Source organism: Streptomyces sp. WG7, from assembly GCF_049975785.1.
Lineage (GTDB): Bacteria > Actinomycetota > Actinomycetes > Streptomycetales > Streptomycetaceae > Streptomyces.
Window position 1 is genome coordinate 33,143 of record NZ_JBNGGE010000022.1, and the last position, 25,717, is coordinate 58,859.

The 25,717-nt window shown below is 69.8% G+C and carries 19 protein-coding genes and 1 pseudogene; 11 read left to right on the forward strand and 9 right to left on the reverse strand.

Going from position 1 to position 25,717, the window contains the following annotated elements; genetic code table 11:
* Positions 1–76: 76 nt before the first annotated feature.
* The 6 genes from ACP4J0_RS21845 (at position 77) to ACP4J0_RS21870 (ending at position 6,349) form a co-directional block, all read left to right on the forward strand.
* Positions 77–1,561, forward strand: a complete 1,485-nt coding sequence (locus tag ACP4J0_RS21845) for an APC family permease (RefSeq protein ID WP_426600345.1) — start codon at positions 77–79, stop codon at positions 1,559–1,561.
* A gap of 168 nt (positions 1,562–1,729) precedes the next feature.
* A complete protein-coding gene (locus tag ACP4J0_RS21850; RefSeq protein WP_426600346.1) occupies positions 1,730–2,401 on the forward strand; it encodes a response regulator transcription factor in 672 nt (223 codons plus the stop codon).
* Positions 2,402–2,407: 6 nt separating this feature from the next.
* Positions 2,408–3,970 carry an ATP-binding protein gene (locus ACP4J0_RS21855; RefSeq protein ID WP_426600347.1) on the forward strand — a complete coding sequence of 521 codons (1,563 nt, stop codon included), beginning with the start codon at positions 2,408–2,410 and terminating at the stop codon, positions 3,968–3,970.
* Between the two features lie 55 nt (positions 3,971–4,025).
* The gene (locus ACP4J0_RS21860) at positions 4,026–5,192 is read left to right on the forward strand and encodes an acyl-CoA dehydrogenase family protein (RefSeq protein WP_426600348.1); all 1,167 of its coding nucleotides are present in this window, start codon (positions 4,026–4,028) and stop codon (positions 5,190–5,192) included.
* Positions 5,193–5,228: 36 nt separating this feature from the next.
* Complete coding sequence (locus ACP4J0_RS21865) at positions 5,229–5,588, forward strand: hypothetical protein (RefSeq protein WP_426600349.1); 360 nt, start codon at positions 5,229–5,231, stop codon at positions 5,586–5,588.
* Entirely contained in the window at positions 5,585–6,349 is a 765-nt protein-coding gene (locus ACP4J0_RS21870) for an SDR family NAD(P)-dependent oxidoreductase (protein WP_426600350.1), read from the forward strand. The genes ACP4J0_RS21865 and ACP4J0_RS21870 overlap by 4 nt, the downstream gene beginning before the upstream one ends.
* 117 nt (positions 6,350–6,466) lie before the next feature.
* On the opposite strand, the gene ACP4J0_RS21875 is transcribed toward ACP4J0_RS21870, so the two are convergent.
* Entirely contained in the window at positions 6,467–7,912 is a 1,446-nt protein-coding gene (locus ACP4J0_RS21875; RefSeq protein ID WP_426600351.1) for an aldehyde dehydrogenase, read from the reverse strand.
* Positions 7,913–8,214: 302 nt separating this feature from the next.
* On the opposite strand from ACP4J0_RS21875, the gene ACP4J0_RS21880 reads away from it, so the two are divergent.
* Positions 8,215–8,592, forward strand: coding sequence for a hypothetical protein (locus ACP4J0_RS21880; protein WP_426600352.1), 378 nt, complete (start codon positions 8,215–8,217; stop codon positions 8,590–8,592).
* 63 nt (positions 8,593–8,655) lie between these two features.
* Here ACP4J0_RS21880 and ACP4J0_RS21885 read toward each other — a convergent pair whose 3' ends face one another.
* Entirely contained in the window at positions 8,656–9,270 is a 615-nt protein-coding gene (locus ACP4J0_RS21885) for a nuclear transport factor 2 family protein (protein ID WP_365930384.1), read from the reverse strand.
* Positions 9,271–9,348: 78 nt separating this feature from the next.
* Between ACP4J0_RS21885 and ACP4J0_RS21890 the strand changes: the two are divergent.
* Positions 9,349–9,508 (forward strand): annotated as a pseudogene (locus ACP4J0_RS21890) (tyrosine--tRNA ligase); the annotation flags it as partial.
* A gap of 166 nt (positions 9,509–9,674) precedes the next feature.
* Here ACP4J0_RS21890 and ACP4J0_RS21895 read toward each other — a convergent pair.
* The 4 genes from ACP4J0_RS21895 to ACP4J0_RS21910 all read right to left on the reverse strand — a co-directional run bounded on the left by ACP4J0_RS21895 (position 9,675) and on the right by ACP4J0_RS21910 (position 14,783).
* Positions 9,675–9,887 carry an RICIN domain-containing protein gene (locus ACP4J0_RS21895; RefSeq protein WP_426600389.1) on the reverse strand — a complete coding sequence of 71 codons (213 nt, stop codon included), beginning with the start codon at positions 9,885–9,887 and terminating at the stop codon, positions 9,675–9,677.
* Between the two features lie 24 nt (positions 9,888–9,911).
* Positions 9,912–11,216 carry a glycosyl hydrolase gene (locus ACP4J0_RS21900; RefSeq protein WP_426600390.1) on the reverse strand — a complete coding sequence of 435 codons (1,305 nt, stop codon included), beginning with the start codon at positions 11,214–11,216 and terminating at the stop codon, positions 9,912–9,914.
* Positions 11,180–12,385 (reverse strand): hypothetical protein, encoded by a 1,206-nt coding sequence (locus tag ACP4J0_RS21905; protein WP_426600353.1) that lies wholly within the window; start codon positions 12,383–12,385, stop codon positions 11,180–11,182. The genes ACP4J0_RS21900 and ACP4J0_RS21905 overlap by 37 nt, the downstream gene beginning before the upstream one ends.
* A 133-nt stretch (positions 12,386–12,518) precedes the next feature.
* Complete coding sequence (locus ACP4J0_RS21910; RefSeq protein WP_426600354.1) at positions 12,519–14,783, reverse strand: peptidase domain-containing ABC transporter; 2,265 nt, start codon at positions 14,781–14,783, stop codon at positions 12,519–12,521.
* A 253-nt stretch (positions 14,784–15,036) separates the two neighbouring features.
* Here ACP4J0_RS21910 and ACP4J0_RS21915 point away from each other — a divergent pair, with 253 nt between their 5' ends.
* Positions 15,037–15,252, forward strand: a complete 216-nt coding sequence (locus ACP4J0_RS21915; protein WP_426600355.1) for a mersacidin/lichenicidin family type 2 lantibiotic — start codon at positions 15,037–15,039, stop codon at positions 15,250–15,252.
* Positions 15,253–15,356: 104 nt separating this feature from the next.
* On the forward strand, positions 15,357–18,728 hold the full coding sequence (locus ACP4J0_RS21920; RefSeq protein ID WP_426600356.1) for a type 2 lanthipeptide synthetase LanM family protein: 3,372 nt from the start codon (positions 15,357–15,359) through the stop codon (positions 18,726–18,728).
* Between the two features lie 9 nt (positions 18,729–18,737).
* Here ACP4J0_RS21920 and ACP4J0_RS21925 read toward each other — a convergent pair whose 3' ends face one another.
* Positions 18,738–19,541 carry an AfsR/SARP family transcriptional regulator gene (locus ACP4J0_RS21925; RefSeq protein ID WP_426600357.1) on the reverse strand — a complete coding sequence of 268 codons (804 nt, stop codon included), beginning with the start codon at positions 19,539–19,541 and terminating at the stop codon, positions 18,738–18,740.
* A 254-nt stretch (positions 19,542–19,795) separates the two neighbouring features.
* Positions 19,796–20,317: a transposase gene (locus tag ACP4J0_RS21930; RefSeq protein WP_426600391.1), complete on the reverse strand. Its 522-nt coding sequence runs from the start codon at positions 20,315–20,317 to the stop codon at positions 19,796–19,798.
* A 227-nt stretch (positions 20,318–20,544) separates the two neighbouring features.
* Between ACP4J0_RS21930 and ACP4J0_RS21935 the strand changes: the two genes are divergently transcribed.
* On the forward strand, positions 20,545–23,388 hold the full coding sequence (locus ACP4J0_RS21935; protein WP_426600358.1) for a BTAD domain-containing putative transcriptional regulator: 2,844 nt from the start codon (positions 20,545–20,547) through the stop codon (positions 23,386–23,388).
* A gap of 595 nt (positions 23,389–23,983) precedes the next feature.
* Here ACP4J0_RS21935 and ACP4J0_RS21940 read toward each other — a convergent pair.
* Complete coding sequence (locus ACP4J0_RS21940) at positions 23,984–25,708, reverse strand: VanW family protein (RefSeq protein WP_426600359.1); 1,725 nt, start codon at positions 25,706–25,708, stop codon at positions 23,984–23,986.
* Positions 25,709–25,717 lie beyond the last annotated feature (9 nt).

Below are 25,717 nucleotides of genomic sequence, written 5' to 3' on the forward strand. Positions count from 1 at the left end.
CGGGGCGCCGAGCGCTCCCGCCGTGCCGCCTCCTTCGGCACCGCACGACCGCCGCCGCCCCACCCGAGGAGTCCTCTTGACCCAGCAGCCCTCGTCGAGCCCGCCGCACCGGACCCACCTGCGCCAAGGCGCCGTGGGGGTGGCCGGCATGGTCTTCTTCGTCCTGTCCGCGCAAGCGCCGCTCACCGGCGTCGCCGGTACCCTCCCCGTCCCGTTGGGCCTCGGCAACGGAGGCGGGGCCCCCGGCGCCTACCTGCTGGTCGGCGCCATGATCGCGTTCTTCTCGGTCGGGTTCATCGCCATGAGCCGGCACGTGACCGACGCCGGCGCCTTCTACGCCTACGTGACCCGCGGACTGGGCCGGCCCCTCGGCGCGGGGGCCTCCCAGGTGGCGGTGCTCTGCTACAGCGCCACCCAGGCCGCCCTGTACGGCCTGTACGGAGTCGTCGTCCAGGGAATCGTCGAGCGGTACACCGGGCTCGATCTGCCCTGGTGGTTCTGGACCGTCGCCACCATCTGCCTGGTCCAGGGATTCGGCATCCTCGACATCGAGTTCGGAGCGAAGCTGCTGGCGGTCCTGGTCGTCGCCGAGACCTCGCTCCTCCTCGTCTTCGCCTGCTGGGAACTGCTGTCCGGCGGCGGCCCCCGAGGGCTCGACCTCGCCGGCTCCTTCACCCCCTCGTCCTTCTTCAGCGGGGCCCCCGGCGTGGCCCTGACCTTCGCCATCGGCTGCGTGCTCGGCTTCGAGTCCACCGCCCTGTACGCCCGCGAAGCCCGCGACCCGGCACGGACCGTACCGCGCGCGACCTATCTGGCGGTGGGACTGATCTCGGTCTTCTTCGCCTTCGTGTCCTGGATGATCGTCAGCTTCTACGGCGCCGACCGGGTGGGGGCGGTCGCGCTGGAGGCACTGCGCACCGGGGACGCGACCGCGGTGGTCCTCACTCCCGTCACCCAGACCCTGGGCTCCTGGGCCACCGACACCATGCAGATACTGCTGGCCACCTCGCTGCTCGCCGGTGTGCTGGCCTTCCACAACGGCATCAACCGCTACTTCCACTCCCTGGGCGGCGCCGGCGTCCTGCCCCGCCGGCTGTCCCGGACCAACCGCCAGGGAGCGCCCTACGCGGCCGGACTGCTGCAGAGCGTCCTCGCGCTGCTGCTGACCGTGCCGTTCGCCCTCTCAGGCGCCGATCCCGTCCTGACCCTACTCACCTGGGGCGGCGGCGTCAGCGTACTGGCTCTGATGCTGCTGTACCTGCTCACATCCCTCTCGGTCATCGTCTTCTTCCGCCGTACGGGACTGGACCGCAGGCGGTGGAACACCCTGATCGCGCCGCTCGTCTCCATCGCCCTGCTGCTCGGCGCGACGTCCCTGGCCCTCTACAACTTCACCACGCTGATCTCCGCCTCCCCCGCGGTGGCCCTCGTGCTGGAGCTGACGGTGGTCGGGGTCTTCGCCGGGGGAGTGGTGCTGGGCCGGCTGCGGCCGAGCGGACCGCCCGACGACGCGGTGGACGGTGTCCCCGGGGACCCGGCGGACGTGCCGGCGTCCGCCTGAAGGCGGCGACGCGTATGCGCGCGGTGCACAGGTTGGCGATTTCCCGTGCACCCGTCGGCGAACGCCGCCCGGGCGAGCCGACCTAACGTCTGCGGCACCACCGCGTCGCGCCGCCGCCCGGGAGGGTGGGGTGGCAGTCGGACACGGCCTGTTCGGAAACGAGGAACGATGACCGTCACTTCGCTCTCCCAGCCCCATCGCCAGGGAACCTCGCCCGCCGGCGCGGCCGACCTCGTCTACGTCCTCGACGACGACCACGAACTGTGCCTGTCCCTGGCCTGGCTCCTGGAGTCGGTGCACATCCGCACCCAGTGCTTCACGGACGCCGATGCCTTCCTCGCGGCCTACGACCCGGACCGCCCCGCCTGCCTGGTCCTGGACGTCCGCATGCCGGGTACCGGCGGCTTCCGCGTGCAGGAACTGCTCAACGCCGAGGACGCGGTGCTGCCCGTGGTCTTCGTCTCGGCCCACGGCGACATACCCATGTCGGTGCGGGCGTTGCAGCAGGGGGCCGTCGACTTCCTGGAGAAACCCTACGACCCGCAGCGCATGCTCGACGTGGTGCAGGCCGGCCTGCACACAGCCGGTGAACGGTACGCGCGGCGCGCGGCCCGCCGGGCGGTCGAGGACCGGCTCGCCGCGCTCAGCCCCCGCGAGCGCGACACCCTGCGCCATGTGATCGGCGGCGTGCCCAGCAGGACCATCGCCAAGCGGCTGGGGATCAGCCTGAAGACGGTCGACGCCCACCGGGCGCGCATCCGGGAGAAGACCGGCGCCGACACCCTGGGCGCGCTCATCGGCGACATGATGCGCTGCGGCCTCGACCAGTCCCGGGTGTGATGCCGGGTGTTCGCACCTGCCCGCACGCCGTCCGGCTTCACCGACTCGGACCTGGTCGCGCTGTTCGCGGCGCTGGAACACTGCGTCCTGGTGCACGACGCGCGTACCAAGGACATCCTGTGGGCGAACCCGGCCGCTTGCGCCGCGCTCGGCTTCACGCTCGAGGAACTGCGCCCGCTGAAGGCTCCCCACATGAGTTCCCACGCCCGGCCCTATGCCCGCGCGAAAGGCCGCGCCTGGCTGCAACGCGCCGTCGACGAGGGCAGCAGCACCATCGAGTGGTGCTACCGCGCCAAGGACGGAACGGACATCCTCAGCGAGGCCAGAGCCGTCCACGTGGACCTCGCCCGGGGCCCGGTCGTCATGGTGCAGTTCCGGGACATCGCCGAGGAGAAGGCCACCCGCAGGGACCTGTTCCGTACCGAGGGACGGCTCCAGGCGTTCCTGCGCAGCCTCGACGCCGGCATCGTCGTCCTCGACGGCGACGGCCGGGTCCTGTACGCCGGAGCCGCCGCCGGAACCCTCCTCGGTCGCGGACTCGACGCACTCGTCGGCACCGACTTCACCGACTTCCTGGCCCCGGACTCCACCCGTCTGCTGCGTGACGCGCTGACCTCGACCGCCCGCGGCGGCCGGGTCACCGACACCCGTTACCGACTGGCCGTGCCGGACGGCGACGGCGGCCCGGACCGCTGGTTCGCCGCCCGCTGCCAGTACATCCACGTCGAGAACGACCTGTGCGGCACACTGCTGCTCTTCCACGACATCACCACCCTGGTGCGCACCGAGGAGGAACACCGCCGCGACGCCCAGTACCTCAACCACCTGGCCCGCTACAACGCCATGGGCGACATGGCCATGGCCATCGCGCACGAGGTCAGCCAGCCGATCTCCGCCGCGCACAACTTCGTGGCCGGCGTCGGCGGCCGCCTCGCCGACGACCCGGACCCCGAGCACCTGCGCTGGGGGCTGGAGAACGCCACCCGGCAACTGGACCGGGCCGCGCTGATCCTGCGCAGCCTGCGCGAGTACGTCGTACGCCTGGAGGAGTCCAAACAGTGGGCCGACCTCGACGACATCGTCACCGACTGCGCCTACTTCGTGGACGTCCGCGCCCGCCAGCAGTCGGTGACCGTGCGCTGGGAGCACTCCGCCGAGGAACTTCCCGTGCGGTGCGAGAAGGTGCTCATCGGCCAGGTCGTGATGAACCTTGCCTTCAACGCCATCGAGGAGATGGCCCGCTCACCCGAAGGGCAGCGGACCGTGGTGGTGGCGACCCACCGGCGCGGCGGACACGCCGAGGTCGAGGTACGGGACACCGGCCAGGGGCTCCCCGCCCAGCGGGCCGGGCGGATCTTCGACGGCGCGTTCAGCTCCAAGGGCGACGGCCACGGTATCGGCCTCGCCCTCAGCCACCGCATCATCACCCGGCACGGCGGCGAGATCGAGGCGGGCGCCAACGAACCGCGCGGCACCGTCTTCCGTTTCCGGCTGCCGCTGCGCCGTAAGGGAAAACCCCTACACGTGCCGTCGGATCCCCAATTGCCGATGAGCAGCGCACCGGAATAGTTTCGATGACGAAGCGATATCGGACATCTCCCGGCCGTTGCCAGAGGATCATTTCATGACGCAAACGCTGGATACATCTTCGCCGTCCGGCACAGTCGAAGAGCACACGCGGACGCAGTATTTCGAGCACGTCCTCGACCTGGTCGCGAAACGGCGGCAGGAATTCGAAGAGAAGCGGCACGTACCCCGGGACGTCATCGCCGAGTTCAAGAAGGCCGGTATCTACCGGGCCGGCGCGCCTCGGCGTTTCGGGGGCGAGCCGCTGCCGCCGGCCCGGTTCCTGCGGCTGATCGAGCGGATCTCCGTGGTCGACGGCTCGGCGGGCTGGGTCGCCAGCTTCGGGTCCTCCCTCGTCTACCTCGCGGCGCTTCCGCTGGACACCCAGGCCGAGTTGTACGCGGACGGTCCCGACATCGCCTTCGCGGGCGGCCTGTTCCCCGTCCAGCCCGCGGAGCGTGTCGACGGCGGACTCAGGATCGCCGGTCGCTGGAAGTTCGCCAGTGGTTCCAAGGGCGCCGACCTTCTCGGTGTCGGCGTCAAGGTGGAAGGGGACCGGAGCGGCCCTCCAAGGACGGCCCTGCTCCGCCCGGGTCAGGTCGACATCGTCGACAACTGGGACGTCATCGGCATGCGCGGCACCGGCAGCCATGACCTGGTCGTCGACGGCCAGGTCGTACCGGAGGAGTGGACCTTCGTCCGCGGCGGGGAACCCACCGTCGACGAACCGCTCTACCGATACCCCGCCGTTCCCTACGCCGCCCAGGTCCTGGCCGTCGTCGGCGCCGGAGTGGCCCGCGCGGCCCTGGACCAGGTCATCGCCGAAGGCGGACGGGCCAGTTACACCGGCGGGCCCGTCGCCGCCGACCGCGCCTCCTACCGCATCAGCGTGGGCCGAGCCGAGGCCGAGCTGCGATCGGTGCGCGCCTTCTTCTACGACATCACCGAAGAGGTGTGGGAGACCGTGGAACGCGGTGACGCGGCCACCGCGCAGCAGGCCAGTCTGCTGCGGCTGGCCTCCGCGCACCTCGCGAAGACCTCCTTCGAGGTGGTGCGGTCCGCCTACCAGCTGGCCGGCATCCGGGCCATCAACGATGGCAGCCCCATGCAGCGCTATCTGCGGGACGCCTCCGTTGTGCCGCAGCACGCCTTCCTCCAGGAAGGTATGTACGACGGCGCCGGTGCCGTCCTGATGGGCACCCAGCCGTTCCCCGGCTACCTCTGACCCCGTCCGCACCCACCCCGACGAAAGGCACCACCCGTGACCTCCTCCGACACCCCGCTGCGCGTCCTGTTCTGCATCGGTGTCAACCAGAACTTCTTCGACCTGCCGACGGGGCAGCACAAGGACGTCTGGGCCGGCACCGTGGACATGCTCAAGCAGCTGCACGAGCTGCCCGGCGTCGACGTCCTCGGCACCATCGACGACGACCAGCACATGGTCGGCCCGTCGGACGGCTGGCCCTGGACCTGTTACGTGCTTGCGGACGTCGCCGACCAGGCGACGGTCGCAGCGGTCTGCAACCTGTTCCGTACCGTCCAGGTCGGTGAGTACGGCCTGTGGCGGTACATGAAGATCGAGGCCCGCGTCGGCCGTCCGCTGCCGGACGTGACCCGGTGAGCCCGCACACCCCCGAGGGTGCCCGTCGGGTCGCCCTGGTGACCGGCGCGGCCGGCGGCCTCGGCGGCTGCATCGCCGCCCGGCTGCATGCCCAGGACTACCGCGTCGCCCTGACCGACCTGGACGCCGACGCCGCCGCCAAGGCCGCCGCCGAACTCGACCCGACGGGCGAGAGTGCCGTCGGCCTGGTTCTGGACGTGCGGGACAAGGACGCCTTCAGCCGCGCGCTCGACGATCTGGTGACGCGGTGGGGTGCCGTCCACGTCCTGGTGAACAACGCGGGCCACTCGAAGATCGAGTCGCTGATGGGCATCACCCCGGAGAGCTTCACTGCGGTGGTCGACACCAACCTCAACGGCACGTTCTACGGCTGCCAGGTCTTCGGCGCGTACTTCGCGGAGCGCGGCGACGGACGCATCGTCAACATCGCCTCGCTGGCCGGACAGAACGGCGGCACGGCGACGGGCGCGCACTACGCGGCGGCCAAGGGCGGTGTGGCCACCCTGACCAAGGTCTTCGCCCGCGATCTCGGCCCGCGCGGCGTGACGGTGAACGCCGTCTCCCCGGGGCCGCAGGACCTGCCGGTGGTGCGGCGGACCGTCGATCCGCAGAAGCTGGCCCAGACCGAGGCGATGATCCCGGTCGGTCGGCTCGGCCGGCCCGAGTTCATCGCGGACATGGTCGTCCTGCTGGCGGCCGAGCACGCCGACGCCGTCACCGGCGCGTGCTGGGACGCCAACGGGGGTCTCTTCATGCGCTGACCCCCCCCAGGGGGCAGGGAGATGTGTGCGGTCCCTGCGGGGTGTGTGCGACCCCAACCCTCGAAGAAGGGGCCCCGGCCGTTCGACGGCCGGGGCCCCTTCGCCCGTTGTGGATGCTCACAGATACAGGGACTGTGCCTGCAGATACCCGTGCAGACCGTCGGGACCCAACTCCCGCCCAAGCCCGCTGGCCTTCATGCCGCCGAAGGGCCCCACCGGGTCGGGCAGATAGCGGTTGACCCCGATGGTGCCGGTGCGCACCCGCCGGGCGACCGCCGCACCGCGTTCCGGGTCCGCCGTCCACACCGTCCCGCCCAGGCCGTAGTCCGAGTCGTTGGCGATCCTGACGGCATCGTCGACGTCGTCGTACGGCAGCACGCACAGCACCGGTCCGAAGACCTCCTCCTGCGCGAGCACCGAGGCGTTGTCCACGTCGGCGAAGACCGTGGGCTCCACGAACCAACCCCGGTCCAGCCCGGCGGGCCGGCCGCCGCCCGTCGTCAGCCGCGCACCCTCGGCACGCCCCTTCGCAATGTATCCCTCCACCCGGTCACGCTGCCCCGACGTGACGAGAGGGCCGATCAGCGTCCGCTCGTCCAGGGCGTCACCGACCGGCAGGGACCGGGCGAGGCCAGTGACGAGGTCCACCACCTCCGTGTACCGGCTACGGGGCGCCAGGATGCGCGTACTGAGGAAGCAGGTCTGCCCGTTGTTGGTGAAGGTGGCCCGCACCAGATCCTCGCCTATGACGGTGGGGTCCAGCACGGCGTCGTCGAGCACGATGCCGGCGGACTTGCCGCCCAGTTCCAGGGTCACCGGCCTGAGCAGCCGCCCGCACACCTCGCCGATGGCCCGGCCGGCCGGCGTCGAACCGGTGAACGCCACCTTGTCGACACCGGGGTGGGACACCAGGTGGGCACCCGCATCCCGGCCGCCCGGCACGATGTTGAGCACACCGGCCGGCACGCCCGCCGCCTCGGCCGCTTCGGCCACGACGAAGGAATCGAGCACCGCCTCGGGGGACGGCTTCAGCACAACCGTGCAGCCGGCGGCCATGGCGGGGGCGATCTTGAACGTCGACAGCACCTGCGGATAGTTCCAGGGGACGATGGCGGCGACCACTCCCACGGGGACGCGGCGTACTTCCACCTGACCGCCGAGCAGCCCGGGGCGCGTCTCGGTGAACTCCATGGTGCGGGTCAGAGAGGCGTAGTAGCGCAGGACCGCGCTGGGGTACCCCGCCTCCAGCTGCCGGGCGGTGCCGATCGGCATGCCGTTCTGGCTGCTCACGGCCGAGGCGATGGACTCCGCCCGGGCATCCAACTCTGCCGCGAACCGCTCCATCACATCGGCCCGCCGCCCGGGTTCCCAGGCCGCCCATCCGCCGGGCGCGTCGAACGCCTCGCGGGCCGCGCGCACCGCGGCGTCCACGTCGGCCTCCACCGCCTCCGGTACAGAACCCAGGGGCTCCTCGGTGCTGGGGTTGACCGGCGTGATGAGGCGGTCGGTGGCCGGCCGCACCCAGGCCCCGCCGATGTACAGGTGCTCGTGACGATGGTCCATCAAGGTCTCCTCGTTGTCCGATGCCCGTATCGACACAGTCGGGACGGGACTGAGTCAGACCCTGACGCGGTCGTGGCCGTCCGGTCCGCCGTCGAGTGCATGGACAGTCGCCACAGCATGCACACGGCTCCCGCGACACGGACCCGGCCGCCGGCGTGCACGCAACGGCGGTCAGTCATGCACCTGTGGCCTACGGCCGGGCGCGCCCGCTGTGCGTCTGCACCTCAACGAGCCGGCTGCCACGGTGGGTGCCCCTTCGGGCACCCGGCGACGACTGCGGGGTGCGCCGTCACACGCGACCGATGTTCTACGGACACAGACCCAAGATCGCTGGAACCGCCCTGACCGACCGATACGGCCCTCTCGCCCGGTCGCCGGCACGTTGCTTCCACAACAAGGGCGAGCTGCTCCGCACAGCCTTCCACCACGCCCGGGAGCCCATCGGCGACGTGGGCGGCCTGACCGCCCTGTGCCGGCTGTGCCGGGAGATCATGCCGCTGGAGGTGCGAGACGTGCGGAGGCCCCGGGCCGTGGTCGCCTTCTCCGCGCGGGACGCACACGAGCGGATCATGAACCGTGTATTCCGCTCCGCGGTCTCGCACTGTGGCGGGACCAGGTCCGGCACTACCCCGACCGCGATGATCGGTCTGCGGACCCGGCCCGCGAGGAAGAACTGCTGACCCAGTTGCCCAGCGGATTCGGCTGCCACGTGTGACAGCGGGAAGCTCCCGGCACCCTCGGTATCAGGAGGTTCTCGGTCGGCCGGCGTCCCGAGCGTGCTCGTTGGTGTGATTGGTGCCCGGAGCCTTGAGGAGCACTGACTTCGAAGGGTAGCTGCTGGCGAAGAAGTCGGGCAGGTCGACGATCGCCACGTTCTCCGTGCGCGTGCGAGTGATCTTCCACTCGCCGTCGGTTCTGCGGAAGGCATTGTTCAGTCGGCTGGCCCGGACGAGGGCCTTACCGTTGGAGAAGAGCCAAGGCTGGAAGTGGATCCATTGACCGTCGGCCTCGTCACCGTGCACGTGGATCTGCTCCGATGTCAGCCAGTGCGCGTTCATCATCAGCTTCGGATCCTGCCGCTCCGGCCAGAAGTTGCTGAAGTGGGCGCGAAGCTGGTCCTTGCCCACACACCGACCGAACTGATTGTCGTAGTACTCCCCGACACCCTCCCAGATGGCGTCCTCGGAGTAGAGGTCCAGGATGAGCTCGATGCGCTGCTTGTCGTTCTCCACGCCGAACTCGGGGCAAGGAGTATCGCAGAGGAACATGTAACGGGCCTGAAGGCGGCGGATGTCCGCCTCCGCTTCAAGGACTTCGACGCGCCGCACGAGCGCGTCGATCGTTGCTTGGTCGGTCATGCTTCGCACTGTGCCTTCGAGACACCCGGACCGCCAGCGTGCGGTCCGCTGACCGAAACACCGTTGTCAGGCGGACGGCAGTGGGCCGGACACCGGCCACTGGCCCTGGTAGGCGGCGCCACCGGTCTCACCGGTGACCTCCGGCCCACACAGAACGCACGTTGCACCCGTCGGAGACGGTCGCCGGCTGGTGGAGAAGCTGCGCGCCCGGCTCGAGCTGTTCCTCTCCCTCGGGGGGTGCCCCCTATGCGTTCGGTCGGCTGCCCTTTGCGGAGTCAGCCCCGTCGAGTACTCGTCGGGGCGGCGGAGCACGCGCCGGCTGCCCGGGCGGCCGGGCCGGACGTCGGCTCGCCGGAACCGGTGAACGGCGCGCGGCTGTGTTTCGACGCTCCGGGCTCACCTGATCACCCGGGCACCAGTGCCCACGACTGCTGGTCGTTGACGAACGAGGCGGAAGTGCCGGCGGCCTGCCGGGCGTCGGCGGATCCGTTGTAGACGTCGAACGTCGACTGCAGGGCGCTCCCGTGGGCCTTGTTGAGCAGCCGGTAGTAGCCGTCGTCCGTCTTCTCCACCGCCCACAACTGGGCGTCGGTGCCGTCGGCGGAGGCGACTTTGATCCGGTGGTTCCCGCTGCCCGAAGGTTAGGCGTCGGACGTCATGGGCAGCCTCAGCCTCGGGTTGCCGACGTTCGTCACGGTGTAGTGGCCGTCACCGGTCTCCGTGAGGTTCCAGCGCTGCTGGTCCCAGCCCCACGAGGCGGGTGTGACGGCTGCGTTGAAGCCGTCGCCGCCGTCGTACGACTCTCCCGTCGTGTGAACGGCGAGCGTCGGCTGTGCCTTGTTGACCAGCCGGAATCGGCTGGTGGGACCGACCGGTCCGGCAGCCGCGTAGGTGGCGCCGTGGCTCGTGAGTCTGCCGTCGGAGCCGTAGAGCGTGGAGTACTGGCATGTGGTGGTCTTGGCGCAGTCGTCCGCGAACCACGCGTAGCGCTCGACATAGGGCAGGCTCTCCAGCAGCGGGACCAGTTTCTGGATGAGGCCGTCCGCCTTCGCGTGAGTGGGCGTGTCGTACATGGGCTTCCAGGCCGAGGTGTCGACCGTGCCTATCTCCGTCAGCCAGATCGGCTTGTGCCACTTGTTCCAGGCGTCGGCGAGGATGCCGCGGACCTCCTCCAGGGCGCCGGGGTTGGTCCAGTCCGGATACAGGTGCAGGGCGATGAAGTCGACGCGGAGGCCGCGCTCCGCGGCACCCTCCATGAAGTCGTCCAGCCATCCGCTCCAGTAGTTCGCGGGTGCGGGGCTGCCCAGCCTCAGGCCGGTCGACCGCAGCTCGGGCCACGCGTCCAGCGCCTGCTCGACCGTCATGTTCGCCCGGTCGGCCAGGTCGGGTTCGTTGAAGCCGAGCAGGGCGGAATAGTCGCCGTTGTCGGCGCCGGTCCTCAGTGTCCGCACCGTGTCGTCGGTGAGGGCGGCGTCGTTCCAGGCCATGGGCACGTACTCGGTGCCGCCCGCCTTCGCCCCGCTGGTCGACCAGTTGTAGTACCAGGAGCTGCCGAGCGCGCCGAGCTTCGCGGCGTCACCGGTCGACGTGATCGCGGAGACACCCTTCTTGGAAGTGGTGACGGTCGGTGTTCCTCCCGCGTAGTCGACGACGTAGGCGGTGTCCCCGCCGGCCGTCACCGCGGCTCCGGTGTCGTTGACGACGTGGTCGATGCCGCCCTTGCCCGCGAGGAAGACGCTGACCAGGTCGTGCAGTTCGACGCCGGTGCGGTCCGGGACCTCGACGGCCCGTTCGGAGTGCACGTCCTGTCCCTGATTGAAGTACGAGTAGACGCCGAGCCCCCATGCCTGGTGACTGGTGACGGATGCGCCCACCTTGTACGAGGCGTAGCCCTCGACAGTCGGTGAGCTCATCCAGCCGGCCTGTGAAGGCGGGTCGTAGGGCATCTCGCTCTGGTAGAAGACGGTGAGGCCGTTCTGGCCGTTCCACACCACCTGGTGCTTCTGGTAGTGCTCGACGAAGAGGCCGAGCGCCGTGACCCGGTCGCCGCGGGGTTCGTCGTCCATCCGGCCCCCGCGCCGTGGTCGGCGCGCCAGGCCCAGACGTGGTCGAGGAGCACGTCGTTGCTGTTGACCAGCAGGCTGTTGGCGGACCGTCCCGCCGTCGTGCCTCCGATGCGGAAGAACACGTCGTGCACCGATGTCGGGTTCGCGGTGTGCCGTACGGAGGTCTTGCCCCCGGCACCGATGCGGATCAGGTCGGCGCTGTTCGCGCTGCCCGCGTCGACCAGCAGGCCGGCCTCGCGCACGCCGTCCACGTCGCCCACCCGCAGCGCCGCGGTGCCGGCCCTCGGTACGAGGGTGGGGAAGCCGAGCCCCAGGACCACGGTGTTCGCCCGTGCCACGTTCAGCGGCCGGGACAGCCGGTACACGCCGGGCGTGAGCAGCAGGTTCTTGTCCGCCGCGAGCTGGGTGTTGATGACCGCGGCACTGTCACCGGGCTTGGCGATGCAGAACTTGTCCAGTGGAACGGAGATGCCGGCGGTGCGTCCGCCCGACCAGGTGGTCCCGGAGGACGAGGAGCGGCCCGACGGCACGAAGACGGAGTAGTCGCCGCTGTCGTCGATGGTGAGGAAGGGCTTCTCCCGGCTGACGGGAGTGGTGGCCAGCGTGGTCATCTGGGGGTGCGGGAACGACTGCGGGTGCGCCCCGTCCACCCCGGAGAAGACCTCGTTCCACACGGACCCGGTCCACGCCCCGATGGTGCTGTCCCGCGTGTAGTACTGCTGCTGGGTCGTCGCGTCGACGGTGCCGTCGACCTTCGTGTCGGCGATGTAACCGCCGCTGGCGTAGTCGTAGTCGGCCGTGTGCAGCTCCAGATCGCCCCGGACGTGCACCCGGCGCAGCGGCGACGCCTGGGACACGGCCCACCGGTTGGTGCCTCCGGACGGGGTGATCGAGAGGTTCTCGGCCGACCGCCAGAAGTTGGTGAGGGCGTCACCGCGGCCCTCGACGCGTACGGCACCGTCGATCGTGACGTCGTCGGGGGAGGCGCCGAGGCCGGCGACCGACGTGTAGTAGCCGAGCTGGGCGTCGACGGCGTGCGCGGCCACCATGCTGGCTCAGGGAAGGGTGGTTCAGGGGCTCAGAGGCGGCCGAGACGACCGCTGCTCGGGAAGCGTGGTTCGGGGTGATCCGGCGGCGCGGTGCCGACTCCCGTGTTGGTTCGGTGCTGGCTGAAAGCCCACGTCATGAGCCATCCGTCTCGAGTCGTGCGGCGCGCCCTGTGAGCCGTGCTGATTGCTGGTGCACCAACGCGGCGTATCGTCCGCCCAACGCCATCAGCTCCTGGTGATCGCCGCGCTCGGTGATCGTGCCGTGGTCGAGAACCAGAATCTGGTCGGCGTCGCTCACCGTACTGATCCGGTGCGCAATCACAACGCGCGTGCAGCCGATGGCGGACAGCTCTGCGGCGATCGCCGCCTCCGTCAGGGTGTCCAGGTGGCTGGTCGCTTCGTCCAGCAACAGCACATCGGGGTCGGCGAGAAGGGCCCGCGCGATCGCCAGGCGCTGACGCTGGCCACCGGAGAGCGCACCGCCGCCCTCACCCACGCCGGTGTCGAGACCCATCGGCATGCGATCCAGATCTTCCAGAAAGCGCGCCTTGCCCAGCGCCTCGCACAACTCGGCGTCACTGGCGTCGGGGCGGCCGAGCGTCAGGTTCTCCCGGATCGACCCGCCGAAGGTGTACGGAAACTGGGTGACCACGCCAAAGCGTCGGCGCAGCGCCTCGGGGTCGTAGTCGTCCAGCGGACGGCCGTCCACCAGGACCGTTCCCGCGGTCGGTCGCAGCAGCCCGGTGAGAAGCCGCGACAGTGTCGTCTTGCCGGAACCGGTGGAGCCGACGATGGCCAGTTTCGAGCCGGGTGTCACGCGGAAGTCGATGTTCTCGAGCACATGGGGCGCGCCGGGGTCGTACCGGAAGCCGACCCCGCGCAACTCGATCCCGCCACACAGTGCTACCGGCCCCCGCTCCTGCGAACGGGTCGGTTCGGGTTCTTCGTCCAGGACGTCGTAGATGCGTTCCAGGTGCGAGCCGATCGTCTGCAGGTAGCGCAGCGCCCCCATGACCTGGCCGACGGGTGCGAGCAACAGAGCCGCGAAGACGTTGAGGCCGAGCATGGTGCCCAGGGACATCCGCCCCGCGTTCACCTGGACGATCCCGAGGATCAGCAGTACGAGCGGCGCGGCGACCTGGAACACACCCATCGCCGACTCGTTGACGAGGTCCAGTTGCCGCCGCTGGAACCCCGCCCGCACCGATTCGGTGAACTGTTCCACCCAGCGCCGCAACGCCCGGTGGGACAGTCCGGAACTCTTCAGGAACTCCGCACCGGCCAGCGCGTCGACCGCGCTGGTCTGCGCCTTGGCATCGGCGGCCAGCTCACGCTGGGCACGCTCGTGCACCGGCCGGACGGTGAGCAGCACGATGCCGACCTGGGCGCCGGCCACCACCGCGACCACGGCCGCGTGCGCAGGGCTCATCGCCACCAGCAGCACCGAGTAGACGACGACGAAGAGGCTGTCCAGCAGCAAGGAGGCGAGCCGCGAGGTCAGCATGTCGCGCACGGCCATGTTGCTACTCAGTCGACTCATCAGATCGCCCACACCGCGGGTCTGGAAGTAGGTGTACGGCAACCCCAGCAGATGGGTCATGAAGCGCTCGCCCAGGCTGCCGTCAAGACGTCGTTGCAGTACCAGCAGTGCCATCCCCCGGGACAGGGAGGCAAGCGTCTGGGTCACGACGTACGCACCGATGCCCATCGCGAACAGTGGCAGTGTGTCCGCTCCCTGTCCGACCAGGGTGTCCACGCCGTACTTGGTCGCCCAGGCCGAGGTGAGACCGAGTACCTGCACCAGGCCCGAGAGCACGACCGCGAGCAGCATGAAGTACGGGGCGAGTCTCACCAGGTCGCGCAGGAACCGCAGCGCCAGGTGATCGCGAATCCGACGGCGCCGACGCTGCATCGTGTCGCCCGGGGCGAATTCGAGGACACTGCCTGAGAACTCCGCGAAGAACTCCTCGTGGGTCAGCGACCGCCGGCCACGTCCTGGATCCACCATCCGGATCCGGCGCGACCCGACCTTCTCCAGCACGGTGAAATGGTTTTGGCCCCAGTGGGCGATGGCGGGCAGGCGGATCTCGGCAAGCCCTGCTGCGTTCACGCGCAGTCCCCGCCCGGTCAGCCCGTAGTTCCGGGCCACCTCGATGATGCGGAGGGCGCTCGTACCGTCGCGTCCCACCGCGAAGTGCGCACGCAGCTCCCCCACCTTTGTCGCGCGGCCGAGGCCGCCGAGCACCATGGCGAGACAACTCGGCCCGCACTCGGTGTTGCTCATCTGCACGATCACTGGGACGCGCGGCACTCTGCCTCCTCGTTGGCTGCACGACTGACCACAGGGTCTGTGGCCGACAGTGCGAGTCCTGTCGCATGGCGGGACGGGTTCCCACACGCTCAGCGTGCCTTCCGGTGGTTGGTCGGCGTTGACCTGGTGGTTTCCGCTTGGTTCGGCGTCGGTTCGCTGCGGGTAGCAGAGCTTCTTCCGCTGTTGACCGGCCGGGTGGCGACCGCCGAATGTGGTCCCGTCGGCAGTCGGCGGGCCCGATTCGCCTGCCTGGTCATGAGTTCGGCTCCCACTGCCGGTTCGTCATCGCGGCCTCTCGCCGCGCGATCGTTCCTCATCGAGCACTGATCGGAGAACAATCATGAGCACTGTCGCAAGGGCTTGGAAGGACCCGGTTTTCCGGGCCACCCTCGACGACGCCGACCTCGCGGCGTTGCCGGCCCACCCGGTCGGCACGATCGGCGCCATCGGCGACGACACCGACCTCGCCGACATCCTCGGCGGGGACCACCGGCCCTGGACCTTCCACACCTGCTTCACCTGCCACTGGACCTGTGTCACCTGCTGGGGCTGCTGACCAGCTGACCAGCCAGTCGGACAACCGGGGTGGGCGTCGCCTGGGCGGCGTCCACCCCGCCCCGCGCCCGACCCGGACCCGTGCAGCCACTGAAGGCGGAGAACATGATCGATACGACCCTCGACACGACCCTCAACACACCGACCTGGTGGCGTGGTCTGCCCCGCTCGCAACGGACTGGAGGCATACCCTCCCTCACCGAGGAGCAGCGGGACTACGGCCGGCAGCGACGGGAGGCATGGCGCGGCGGCCATATCGTGCGTGGTACAGACATCCAGCTCGACCGCTGGGAACGCCTCGGGCTGACCGAGGAGCAGATCGTGGAGCTGCTGGGCGAGCCGCCCGAGTCGCTGGCCTCCCGGGTTCCCGATCGGCCGGCCTGGCTGGCCACGATCTCCGACGCGTGGCAGCGGTTCCCGGGCGTACGGCTCGAGGACCTCGGCATCGGTGCCCCGTCGGCCGACCACACGCACGGCGACGAACCACAGGGCGACGTCGGCGACCACGAACCCCACGCCGAACTGGGCAACATGGGGTTCCTGAACCTCATCGCGCCGTTGCTCGCGTGGGCCCAGGACGAACTCGGCAACCGCATCGAGGAGTTGTCCGGACGCCATGGACACAAGGGCCGCCTGCCGTCCGCCCACCCCCTGCTGCGGTTCCCCCTCGATCGACTCCTCCAGATGATCGTCTCCGTCATGGTCCTGGAAGTGAACCTTGCCCGTCTGGAGGGCCGCCTGACCGGGACGACACCCGGCGAGCGGATGGCGTCGTTCGTCGAGCAGATCCGCGAACCGGCGACAGCACTCAGGATTCTCGCCGAGTACCCGGTGCTTGCCCGGGAACTGGTCCTCTGCCTGCGTACCACAGTGAACGTCCGGGCCGAGTTCGTCGAGCGTCTTCTGAATGATCTGCCCGAAATCCGGGAGACCTTCGGCGGGTGTTGGCATGGGCCGGCCGATCTGGGCGAGGTCGGCTTCGGAGCCGGGGACACCCATCGCGGCGGCCGGTCCGTCGCCATCCTCACGTTCACGGACGGCAAGAAGCTCGTCTACAAGCCACGCAGCCTTCGCGTGGAGGTCCACTTCAATCGACTGCTCGACTGGTTCAACGCCCATGGCCTGCACCACCGGCTCCAGCCGCTGCGCGTACTGGACCGGGACGAGTACGGCTGGGTGGAGTACGTCGCCACCTCGTCGTGCGGCGACGAGGACGAAGTCGAGCGGTTCTTCTGGCGGCAGGGCGCCTACCTTGCGCTCTTCCACGCCCTCTGCGGTTCGGACATGCACCTGGAGAACGTCATAGCGGCCGGGGAGCACCCCGTCCTCGTCGACCTGGAGGCCATCTTCCAGGTACCGCCTCGGCTCACGGACGACGTGGTCGATGACCGCGCACCGCTCATGCTGGGCGAAGCGCCGCGCGTCGTACGGGAATCGGTTCTGCGCATCGGCCTGTTGCCCGAACGGATGATCACCATTGACGAGAAGGGCATCTATGACGCGGAGATAAGCGGCCTCGCCGGCAGCGGAGGCCAGCTCTCGCCCGGCCGCATGCCCACGTTCGTCGCAAGCGGCACCGACGAGGTGCGGGTGGTGCGCGACCGACGCGAGATGAAGGAGACGCAGAACCGCGTACGGCTGGCCGGCCGGCCTGTCGACCCGCTCGCTCACCTCGACTCTCTCACCGCGGGGTTCACCGACTGCTACCGGATCATCGAGGCGAACCGTGCCGACCTCCTCGGCGCCGAGGGCCCTGTCGCCGGGTTCGGCGACGTGGAGGTGCGGTTCATTCCGCGTCCCACCCTGACGTACGCCCGTCTCCAGATGGAATCGTGGCATCCGGACCTGCTGCGCGACTCCCTTGACCGCGAGATCTTCTTCGAGATGCTTTCCACCGGGTTCACCGACGTGCCGGACCGGGACGTACTGCTCGCCACCGAGCAACGTCAGTTGGCCGATCAGGACATCCCGTCCTTCCACACCACCCCCGCCTCCACCAACCTCTACGACGGGTACGGCGTCGTGGCGCGCGATTTTCTGGAGACCGCCGGGCTCAAGGCGGTACGGTCGCGGATCGCCGCGATGTCCTCGGCAGACCTGCGACGCCAAGTCTGGTGCATCCGTGCGTCGATGTCCGGGCTCACGGTCGGCACGGGCAGGGTCACCACGCGCGAGTCCGACAGGGATGAAGCAAGGCCGCTTCCCGACAAGGAGATCGACCCGGGCCTCGCGATCCCCGCCGCGTGTTCGGTTGCCGACCTGCTGCTCGAAGCCGCCCTGTCCTCCGATGGCGAGGCACCGTCCTGGCTCTCGGTGAACTTCGTCGGAGATCGTTTCTGGAAGGTCGGACACGCAGGACTCGATCTCTACAGCGGAGTTCCCGGGATCGCCCTGTTCCTGGCGCAGCTCGCGGCGGTCACCGGTGAGGTGCGGTTCCGGCGTCCTGCCGAGCAGCTCGCCGAACAACTCGTCGAGGTGACCCGTCACCTCCGTGTCGGCGCACCCTCGGTCGCCGGGCTGTCGATCGGCGGGTATGGCGAACTCGGCGGTCTGGTTTACGCGTTGACCCGGTTGGCCACGGTGATCGGGGAACCCGCGATGGTCGAGTCGGCCCGGGAGGCCGCCTCGCTCTGCCACGCGAGGTTCGCCGAGGACAGGGTGTTCGACGTGATCAGCGGCACCGCCGGGGCGGCACTGGCGATCCACGCCCTGCATCGCGCCCACCCCGACGACCGGACCTATGACGCCCTCAAGGCAGCCGGTGCGACACTCGCGGACCGGGCGGTCCACGTGCCCGGCGGAAGCGCGTGGCGCCCCGGGTTCGAGGACGCGCCCGCGTTGCTCGGGTTTTCGCACGGTGCCAGCGGCATCGCGTACTCGCTGGCCCTGGTGGCGGAGGTCACGGGCGAGGACCGGTTCGCCGAGCTGTGCGGGCGGGCCCTGAGCTACGAGCGACACCACTTCTCGCCGGAGCGTGGAAACTGGCCCGACCTACGAGCGATCAGTGGTCCCGGTGCCTTCATGAACGCCTGGTGTCACGGTGCGACCGGGATCGGCCTGGCGCGTGCGGCGATGTTGCGACTGCCCGTACTGTCACCGTGGCAGGACCTGATACGCGAGGATCTGCGCATCGCGACCGACCGCGTCCGTGCCGACCTGATCGTGGACGGCCGGTACGCGGGCGTCGGCAACGACTCGATCTGCCACGGAGACCTCGGCCTGGTGGAGACCTTGCTGATGGCCGACTCGGCGCTCGGCGGGTTCGCCGAGCACGGCATGGGGGATGACGCCGTGCTGGGACGCCGGTGCGCGCGAGCGATGGCCGAGCACGTGCTGTCAGGGGTTCTCCGGCCCGGAGTGCCGGACCGCGTCAGCACACCTGGCCTGCTGATGGGACTGTCCGGAATCGGCTACGGCCTGCTCCGCGCGGCGATGCCGGACCGGGTCCCGAACGTGCTGCTGCTGGAGACGCGCTGACGGTGGGACTCAGGAGCAGGAGCGCGCTGACGGGCGTAAGAGAGGCAGGCTGACGTCCTCCCCGAGCAGAATGGTCCGCTCCAACCGCTGGACGGTCGCACCGGGGTCGAGGCCGAGTTCTTCTCTCAGCACACGGCGCAGGTTCCGGGAGACGCTGAGCGCATCGGCCCGCCGACCGGTTTCGTAGAGCGCGGTCATCAGTAACTCCCGGAAATACTCCCGTAGCGGATGCACGGTGACCAGTGATTCGAGCTCGGGGATCAGGACGTCGTGCTGACCGCTGGCCAGCCCCGCGCGTAACCACATCTCGGTGGCGACGAGCCGCCGCTCGTCCAACCTGACGCGCTCGGCGGCGATCGCGCGGGTATCCACGACGTCGGACATCGCGGCCCCCCGCCACAGCGCCATCGCCTGCCCCAGGTGCTCCATGGCCTCGGCGGGCGTCCCCATCGTGAGAGCCAGCCGGCCGGCCGAGCAGTGCCCCTCGAACTGCTCGGCGTCCAACTCATCGGCGGACACGCACATCTCGTACCCGGCGGCCCGAGTACGCAGGGTCTCGCCGCCGGGATCGCCCAGAATCCGGCGGAGCCGGTGAACGTACTGCTGGACAAGCTTGCGCTGGCTCTCCGGTGGCGCCTCCGGCCACAACTGCCGGTACAGCTCTTCGTACGACACGACGCGATTCGCCCGGACCAGCAGGACTGCGAGCAGCGTTCGCCACTTGTCCTGCGGCAAGTCGTGCCATGCTCCGTCGGCGGATCGTGTCTGGACGGGCCCGAGTATCCGGTACCGGATCAGTGTGGGCAGGGCCATGGCGAACACCTCTCAACTTCTCGTGCAGGGGAGCAAGGGAGTCGAAGTCACGGTGGTGTGGCGTTTCCGAAGCGGGTCCCGGCGCCGCCACCGGTGATGACGGGGCCCAGCGGCCGCTTGAGGCCGTCACGGGCGAGGCGGAGGACGAGTACTGAGCATGTGCTGCCCCCGGGCCTGCGAAGTGGGTTCCGGCTTCTCGGCCGGGGACCGACGGCCCCGGGCCGGACGGGTGCGGTGGGGGATGTGGTGGGCAGTCACGCGGCCAAGGGCCGCGCCCCGTGACGAAGCGCTTCCGTCGGCGTCGGCGGCGACGGCATGTCGCAGTCTGCGATCTCGCGGACCCGGCAGGGCTTCGGGCTCGCTCCGCACCGCTCGCAGACGTTCCGACTGTCCACAGACCCCCGGATCACCAGGGAGCATCTTCGTGCTTCCCCTACGGGCGGCGGCCTCGTGGGTGGCAGAGCGTTCGCGCTCTTGAAGCAGGACTCGATCGCCCAGTGGGAATCGGCGACCCGCAACTCCGCCTCGAGCATGCGGCGGAAGTGCCAGGCCTGGCCGTAGGGAACGTCCGCCGTCAGCCCCGCGATGGGCGAGAGTGAGGTAAGAGTCCGGGCGAGAAGGCTCCGGGCAGACTCGGTCTTGGTGGCGAAGGCCCAGGTGTCGGGCACCCCTGACGCGCGGCACCGCTCCCGGTCGGGCGTCCCCGGTTTCGGCAGGTACAGCTCCCGTGCGTCCCGCCGTGTCGCGATACTGCCCCTGCATCGCTGACTCCTTATTCCTTCGGCACCGGACTGGGACGGTGCGGAACCGGCGTCCGCGGTGCCTCCTCAACCGAAGCCCGCGATGGGCCGCCCGTCCGGCGCTGAGGGGCAACCGCAGCACCACTGTGCGAAACAGACCTTGCACTGACCTTCGGGGAACCTTCCAACCGCAAGTCGGCGTTTGGGCATTGAAGCTCGGAGCGGTCACGGAAGACATCGGAGCGATCCACGGGAGACAGTGGATGACAGTGAAGTTCGGCTTACTCGGCGCCACCGAGGCACGCATCGACGGTCTGCTCGTCGAGGATCTCGGCCACCCCCGCCAGCGACATGTTCTGGCCGCCCTGCTGGTCGACGCCAATTGTCCGGTGCCGACGAAACAGTTGATCGACCGTGTATGGGCGGACCGTCCGCCGCAACGAGCCCTCGGTACGCTCTACAGCTGCATCTCCCGATTGCGCCGCGCCCTGGCACCCGCTTCCCGGGACGTGTGTATCGCCCGACAGGCCGGCGGCTACCTGCTCACCGTCGACGCGTCGGCGGTGGACCTTCACCACTTCCGCCGCCTCGTCGCCCAAGCCGGTGCCGCACCCAGGGACGAGCAGGCAGTGGACCTGCTGGAGCGGGCGCTCGGGCTTTGGCGGGGGGAGGCCTTCGCCGCTGCGGACACGCCCTGGTTCAACGCGCTGCGCGCCGTCGCGCACCAGGAGCGTCTCGCGGCCGAACTGGACTTGGCCGACGTCCGTCTGCGCCGCGGCGAGCACGCCCGGCTCCTGCCCGAGCTGTCCGCCCGGGCACAGCAGCATCCGCTGGACGAACGGGTCGCCGGTCAGCTCATGACCGCGCTGTACCGCAGCGGACGGGCTGCCGAAGCGCTCAACCTCTATCAGGCCGTCCGGAGGCGACTGGCGGAGGAACTGGGCACCGACCCCGGACCGGCTCTGCAGCAACTCCACCAGCAGGTCCTCACCGCCGCCCCGGCCCTCGCCGCCCCCGCGACCCGGTCCACACCATCGCCCATCCCCGTACCGCGCCAGTTACCCGCGCCGCCCGCGCTGTTCACCGGGCGGACCCGTGAACTCGGCCTCCTGGACAGCCTGCTCGGCCCCTCAGCCGGGCAGGCACAGTCCGTGGTGATCTTCGCGATCGGTGGCGTGGGAGGTATCGGCAAGACCTGGCTCGCCCTGCACTGGGCCCACGAGAACCTGGAGTGCTTTCCCGACGGGCAGCTGTACGTCAACCTGCGCGGTTTCACCCCTCTTGGGGAACCAGTGCAGCCGCAGACCGCGGTGCGCGGCTTCCTGGACGCTCTCGGCGCCGATCCGGCGACCGTCCCCGCGGATCCGGACGCGCAAGCCGCGTTATACCGTAGCCTGACCGCCGGCAAGCGGTTGCTGATCGTCCTGGACAACGCGCGCGACACCGCTCAGGTCGCTCCGCTGCTGCCCGGCAGCCCCACGTGCACCGTCGTCGTCACCAGCCGCAGTCGGCTCGCCGGCTTGGCCGTCGCCCACGGCGCTCGCCCCCTCACCCTGGACACGCTCACCGACACCGAGGCCCGCCACCTCCTCGCCCAGTATCTCGGAACCGGTCGCGTGGCTGCCGAACCCGACGACGTCACCGCTGTGTTGGAGCACTGTGCGGGCCTGCCCCTCGCCATCAGCATCCTGGCCGCCCGCGCCATCATGAGCCCCGACGCCCGCCTCGCCGAGCTGGCCGCAGAACTCCATGAGGAGCAGACTCGGCTCGACGCCTTGTACACCGGCGACCTCACGGCCGATCTCCGAACGGTGTTCGCCTCCTCGTACCGCGCGCTCGATCCGGACGCCGCGCGGACGTTCCGGCTGCTCGGCCTCGCGCCCGGCCCCGACATCAGCCTGCCCGCCACCGCCTGCCTCATCTCCCTCCCCGTGCCGCAGGCGCGCGCACTGCTGCGCGGACTCGAGGCCGCGCACCTGATCCAGGAGAGTGGTGCGGGCCGCTACCGCATGCACGACCTCGTGCGTCTCTACGCAGCCGAACGGGCAAGGGAAGAGCCGGCCGAAAGCAGCGGCGAGGCACTGCTGAGGCTGCTGGACTTCTACCTCCACTCAGCCCACGCGGCGACCGGGCGCCTGGACCCTCACCGGGACCGCATCCATCTGACCGCTGCCCGGCACGGGGTCACACCGCAGGACCCGGCGGACCACGGTGCGGCACTGGCCTGGTTCATGGCCGAGCACTCCGTACTGCTCAGCGCGGTCGATCTGGCCGTCAGCACCCGCTACGACACACACGCCTGGCAGCTGGCCTGGGCCCTGGAGACGTTCTTCGACTACCGCGGTCACTGGCACGACTGGGCGGCCGTCCAGCACACGGCACTGGACGCGGCGCGGCGGCTCGGAGACCGGTCCCGGCAGGCGGGGTCACACCGCAGCCTCGGCAGCGTCTACACCCAGATGGGCCTGCTCGACGACGGACACGCACACTTCAGCCGCGCCCTGGAGCTCTATGGCCGGTTGGGCGATCGGGTCAGCCAGGCCCACACCCACCGCGGCCTGGGCTGGGTGTGCGACCGGAAAGGACTCAGCCGGGAGGCGCTCGACCACAACGAGCAGGCGTTGGCGCATTATCGACAGACGGGTCACCGGACCGGCCAGGCCAGATCGCTGAACAACGCCGGCTGGATGCACATCATGCTCAGCGACTACCGGCGGGCACTCGACTACTGTGCCCAGGCGGTCGCCCTCAACCAGGAGATCGGTGACCGGCACGGAGAGGCAGGGGCGTGGGACAGTCTTGGCTACGCGCACCACCACCTCGTCGAATACGCCGACGCCGTCCGCTGCTACCAGCAGGCCCTCAACCTCGACCGAGAGTTCGGCGACCGGTATGGCGAGACCGAAATACTCGGCCATCTCGGCGACACCCATGCCGCCGCCGGAGACCTCGATGCGGCCCGGGTGGTCTGGAGCCGTGCGCTGGATGTCGCCGACGAAATCGGCCACCCGTCCATCGACGAGCTCCGGGCCAAGCTCGGCGCCCTTCCTCGCGCCGACCTTCCAACGGAGCGCGGCGGGCGGAAGCCGGGGCCCCAGCTGCTCTGACCACGGCTCCTCGCGACCCGCAGGGCATCCCCGCGAGACTTCTCGGGACAAGGCTCCGGCACAACGACACCCGCCCCGCAGGGCAGGCCAGTTCACATGTCACCCGATCGTGCGGCAGACCCGCCCGCCATCCCCGGCTCTCGGGAACTCGGCGCACCAACCGGCGATCTGCCAGCCAAGCGTGCGCGCCGGCAACCTCCATGGATGACCGGCTGTGCCTGCAGGGCATCCTGCACGTGCTCCACAACGACATCAACTGGCACCTACTGCCGCCGGAGCTCGGGTTCGGCTCCGGGTAGACCCATGGACGTGTCGGTGGGTGATCAGACAGACGGCGAGGCCGGGGAACGCCTCGTGGATGTCGCCGCGTCGTTCCCAGCGGACGCGCAGTCGGCGGAAGCCGTGCCCAGGCCGGTGCCGTGGGGCCGGCCTCGTTCGGCGATCACTGGACGCCCTATGGATGAGGGCTCATGTGGGCGTGAGCGAGGAATCTCTCGGGTGCGTGGTCGCGTAGCATCCGTGGGTCGGTCGGGGGTGTACGGGCGAGCGAGGCCGGGATGATGTCTCGCTGGGCAAGCCGACGGGGTCGCGTCCTTCAGGGCTGACGTGTGCCCGGCGTCTCTTCGCAGGTGACTTCGTCGCGTGGGGTGTAGTGGGTGCGGAACGGCTCCCGCTTCACTTCCCGGCCGTCATTGTGGAAAACTCGCTCCACGGTGACGTCGAAGCCCTCGAGCGGGGTCTGCGGCACGCACTGTTCGTCGGTGCTCACCTTCGTCTCCGGCTGCTGCACGTCGGTGCGCGGCCCCTTGACCGACGTGATCTCGTCGTACTTCTTCGTGCCGAGGAAGTTGACGGTCAGCGAGGTGTCGGTGGATTCGGCCTGGATGTAGATGGCCTTGCCGGAGTCGTTGGTGAACCTCAGATCGAGGCTGCCCCAGGCGACCGTCGCCTCGCGGCCCTCGGGGTAGCGCTCGATGTAGAAGGAGTGGGCGCCGTACTCGACGGGCTTGACGCCCGCGAAGAACATGGCGTTGAAGACCGTGGTGGCCACGGCGGAGACACCGCCGCCGGGAGCCTTCCTGTACTGGTCGTCGTAGATCATGATGCCGTCGACGAAGCCGTTGGCCTCGGTGCGCTCGCCGACGGTCCGGTTGAAGCTCCAGGTCTCGTTGGGCATGACGACGGAGCCGTTGATGAGTTCCACGGCCCGGCCGACGTTCGTCGTGCGGTAGGCGGCCGGCTCGAAATCGACGGTGAAGGAGGACATCCTCTCGGTGAGACCCAGCCGGGCCGCGTTCTCGCGGGTGACCTCCGGCTGGATCTGCCGCGTGTCCACCGTGCCGGTGCGGGCGGTGCCCGACTCGGTGAGCAGGGGCAGGACGGCCTTGCCCAGGGCCTTGTCGGTGACCTCCACGGCGGGTGCGGCGTCGGCGGTCACCACGGCCTTGTCACCCTGGAGTCCCAGCCGTGCGTTCCGGGGCGTGGTGGGGAGGCCGTTCAGGGCGCCGGCCACCGCGGGGGCGGCGCGCAGGCCCCTGCTGTCGAGGTCTGGAGTGAGCCTGCCGGCGTCGTCCGGCCGCATGGCCAGGTACTCGCCGAGCACGGCCGGGGGGAGCGAGAACCGCTTGCCGCCCGCGGTGAGCGTGACCGGTGCCGACATCGCAGGCTGCGCGAACTCGCGCACTGCCCGTCGCACCTCTTCCGCCGTGACCCTCGGCTTGGTCTCGCGTGCGGGCAGCACCGTGACCGAGTCCGCCGCGCCGCGCAGGAAGGAGGCGCGCAGTGAGCCGATCGCGGCGTCCACGTCCAGCGCGTATCCGGTGCGCGGCGCGGTCTGCTCGACACGGCCGCTGTCGAAGGAGACAGCGCCGTCGCGGACCTTCCGGTCGAGCGTCTTCGCCAGCTTCCCGAGGGTGGCACGGGCCTTGTCCTCATCGACGCGCAGGACCGGCTGGATGTCACCGCCCGAGCGGAACAGCCCGCCGATCACACTGACCGGATCGGCGCCGGTGGACGTCGCCCGGTCCAGGGTTTCCCGGATGTCGAAGGCGAGCCCCGCCTGCCGTGGATCGACCGTGCCCTTGCGGTCACCGACCTGTACGGCCAGCTTCCGCGGGCCGGCCTCCGTCAGGTGCTGCTCCAGCTTCCGGGTGGCTTCCTCACGGGTCAGGCCCCCGATGTCCATGCCGCGCACCGTCGTACCCGCCTCGATCTCACCGCCGGTGAGCAGCAGCCCGGCGAGGTACAGGCCGCCGATGCCGACGGTCAGCGCACTGCCCGCCAGGGCGACGGGCGGGAGAGAGGCTATCCGGGGAAGCATGGGTCTCCT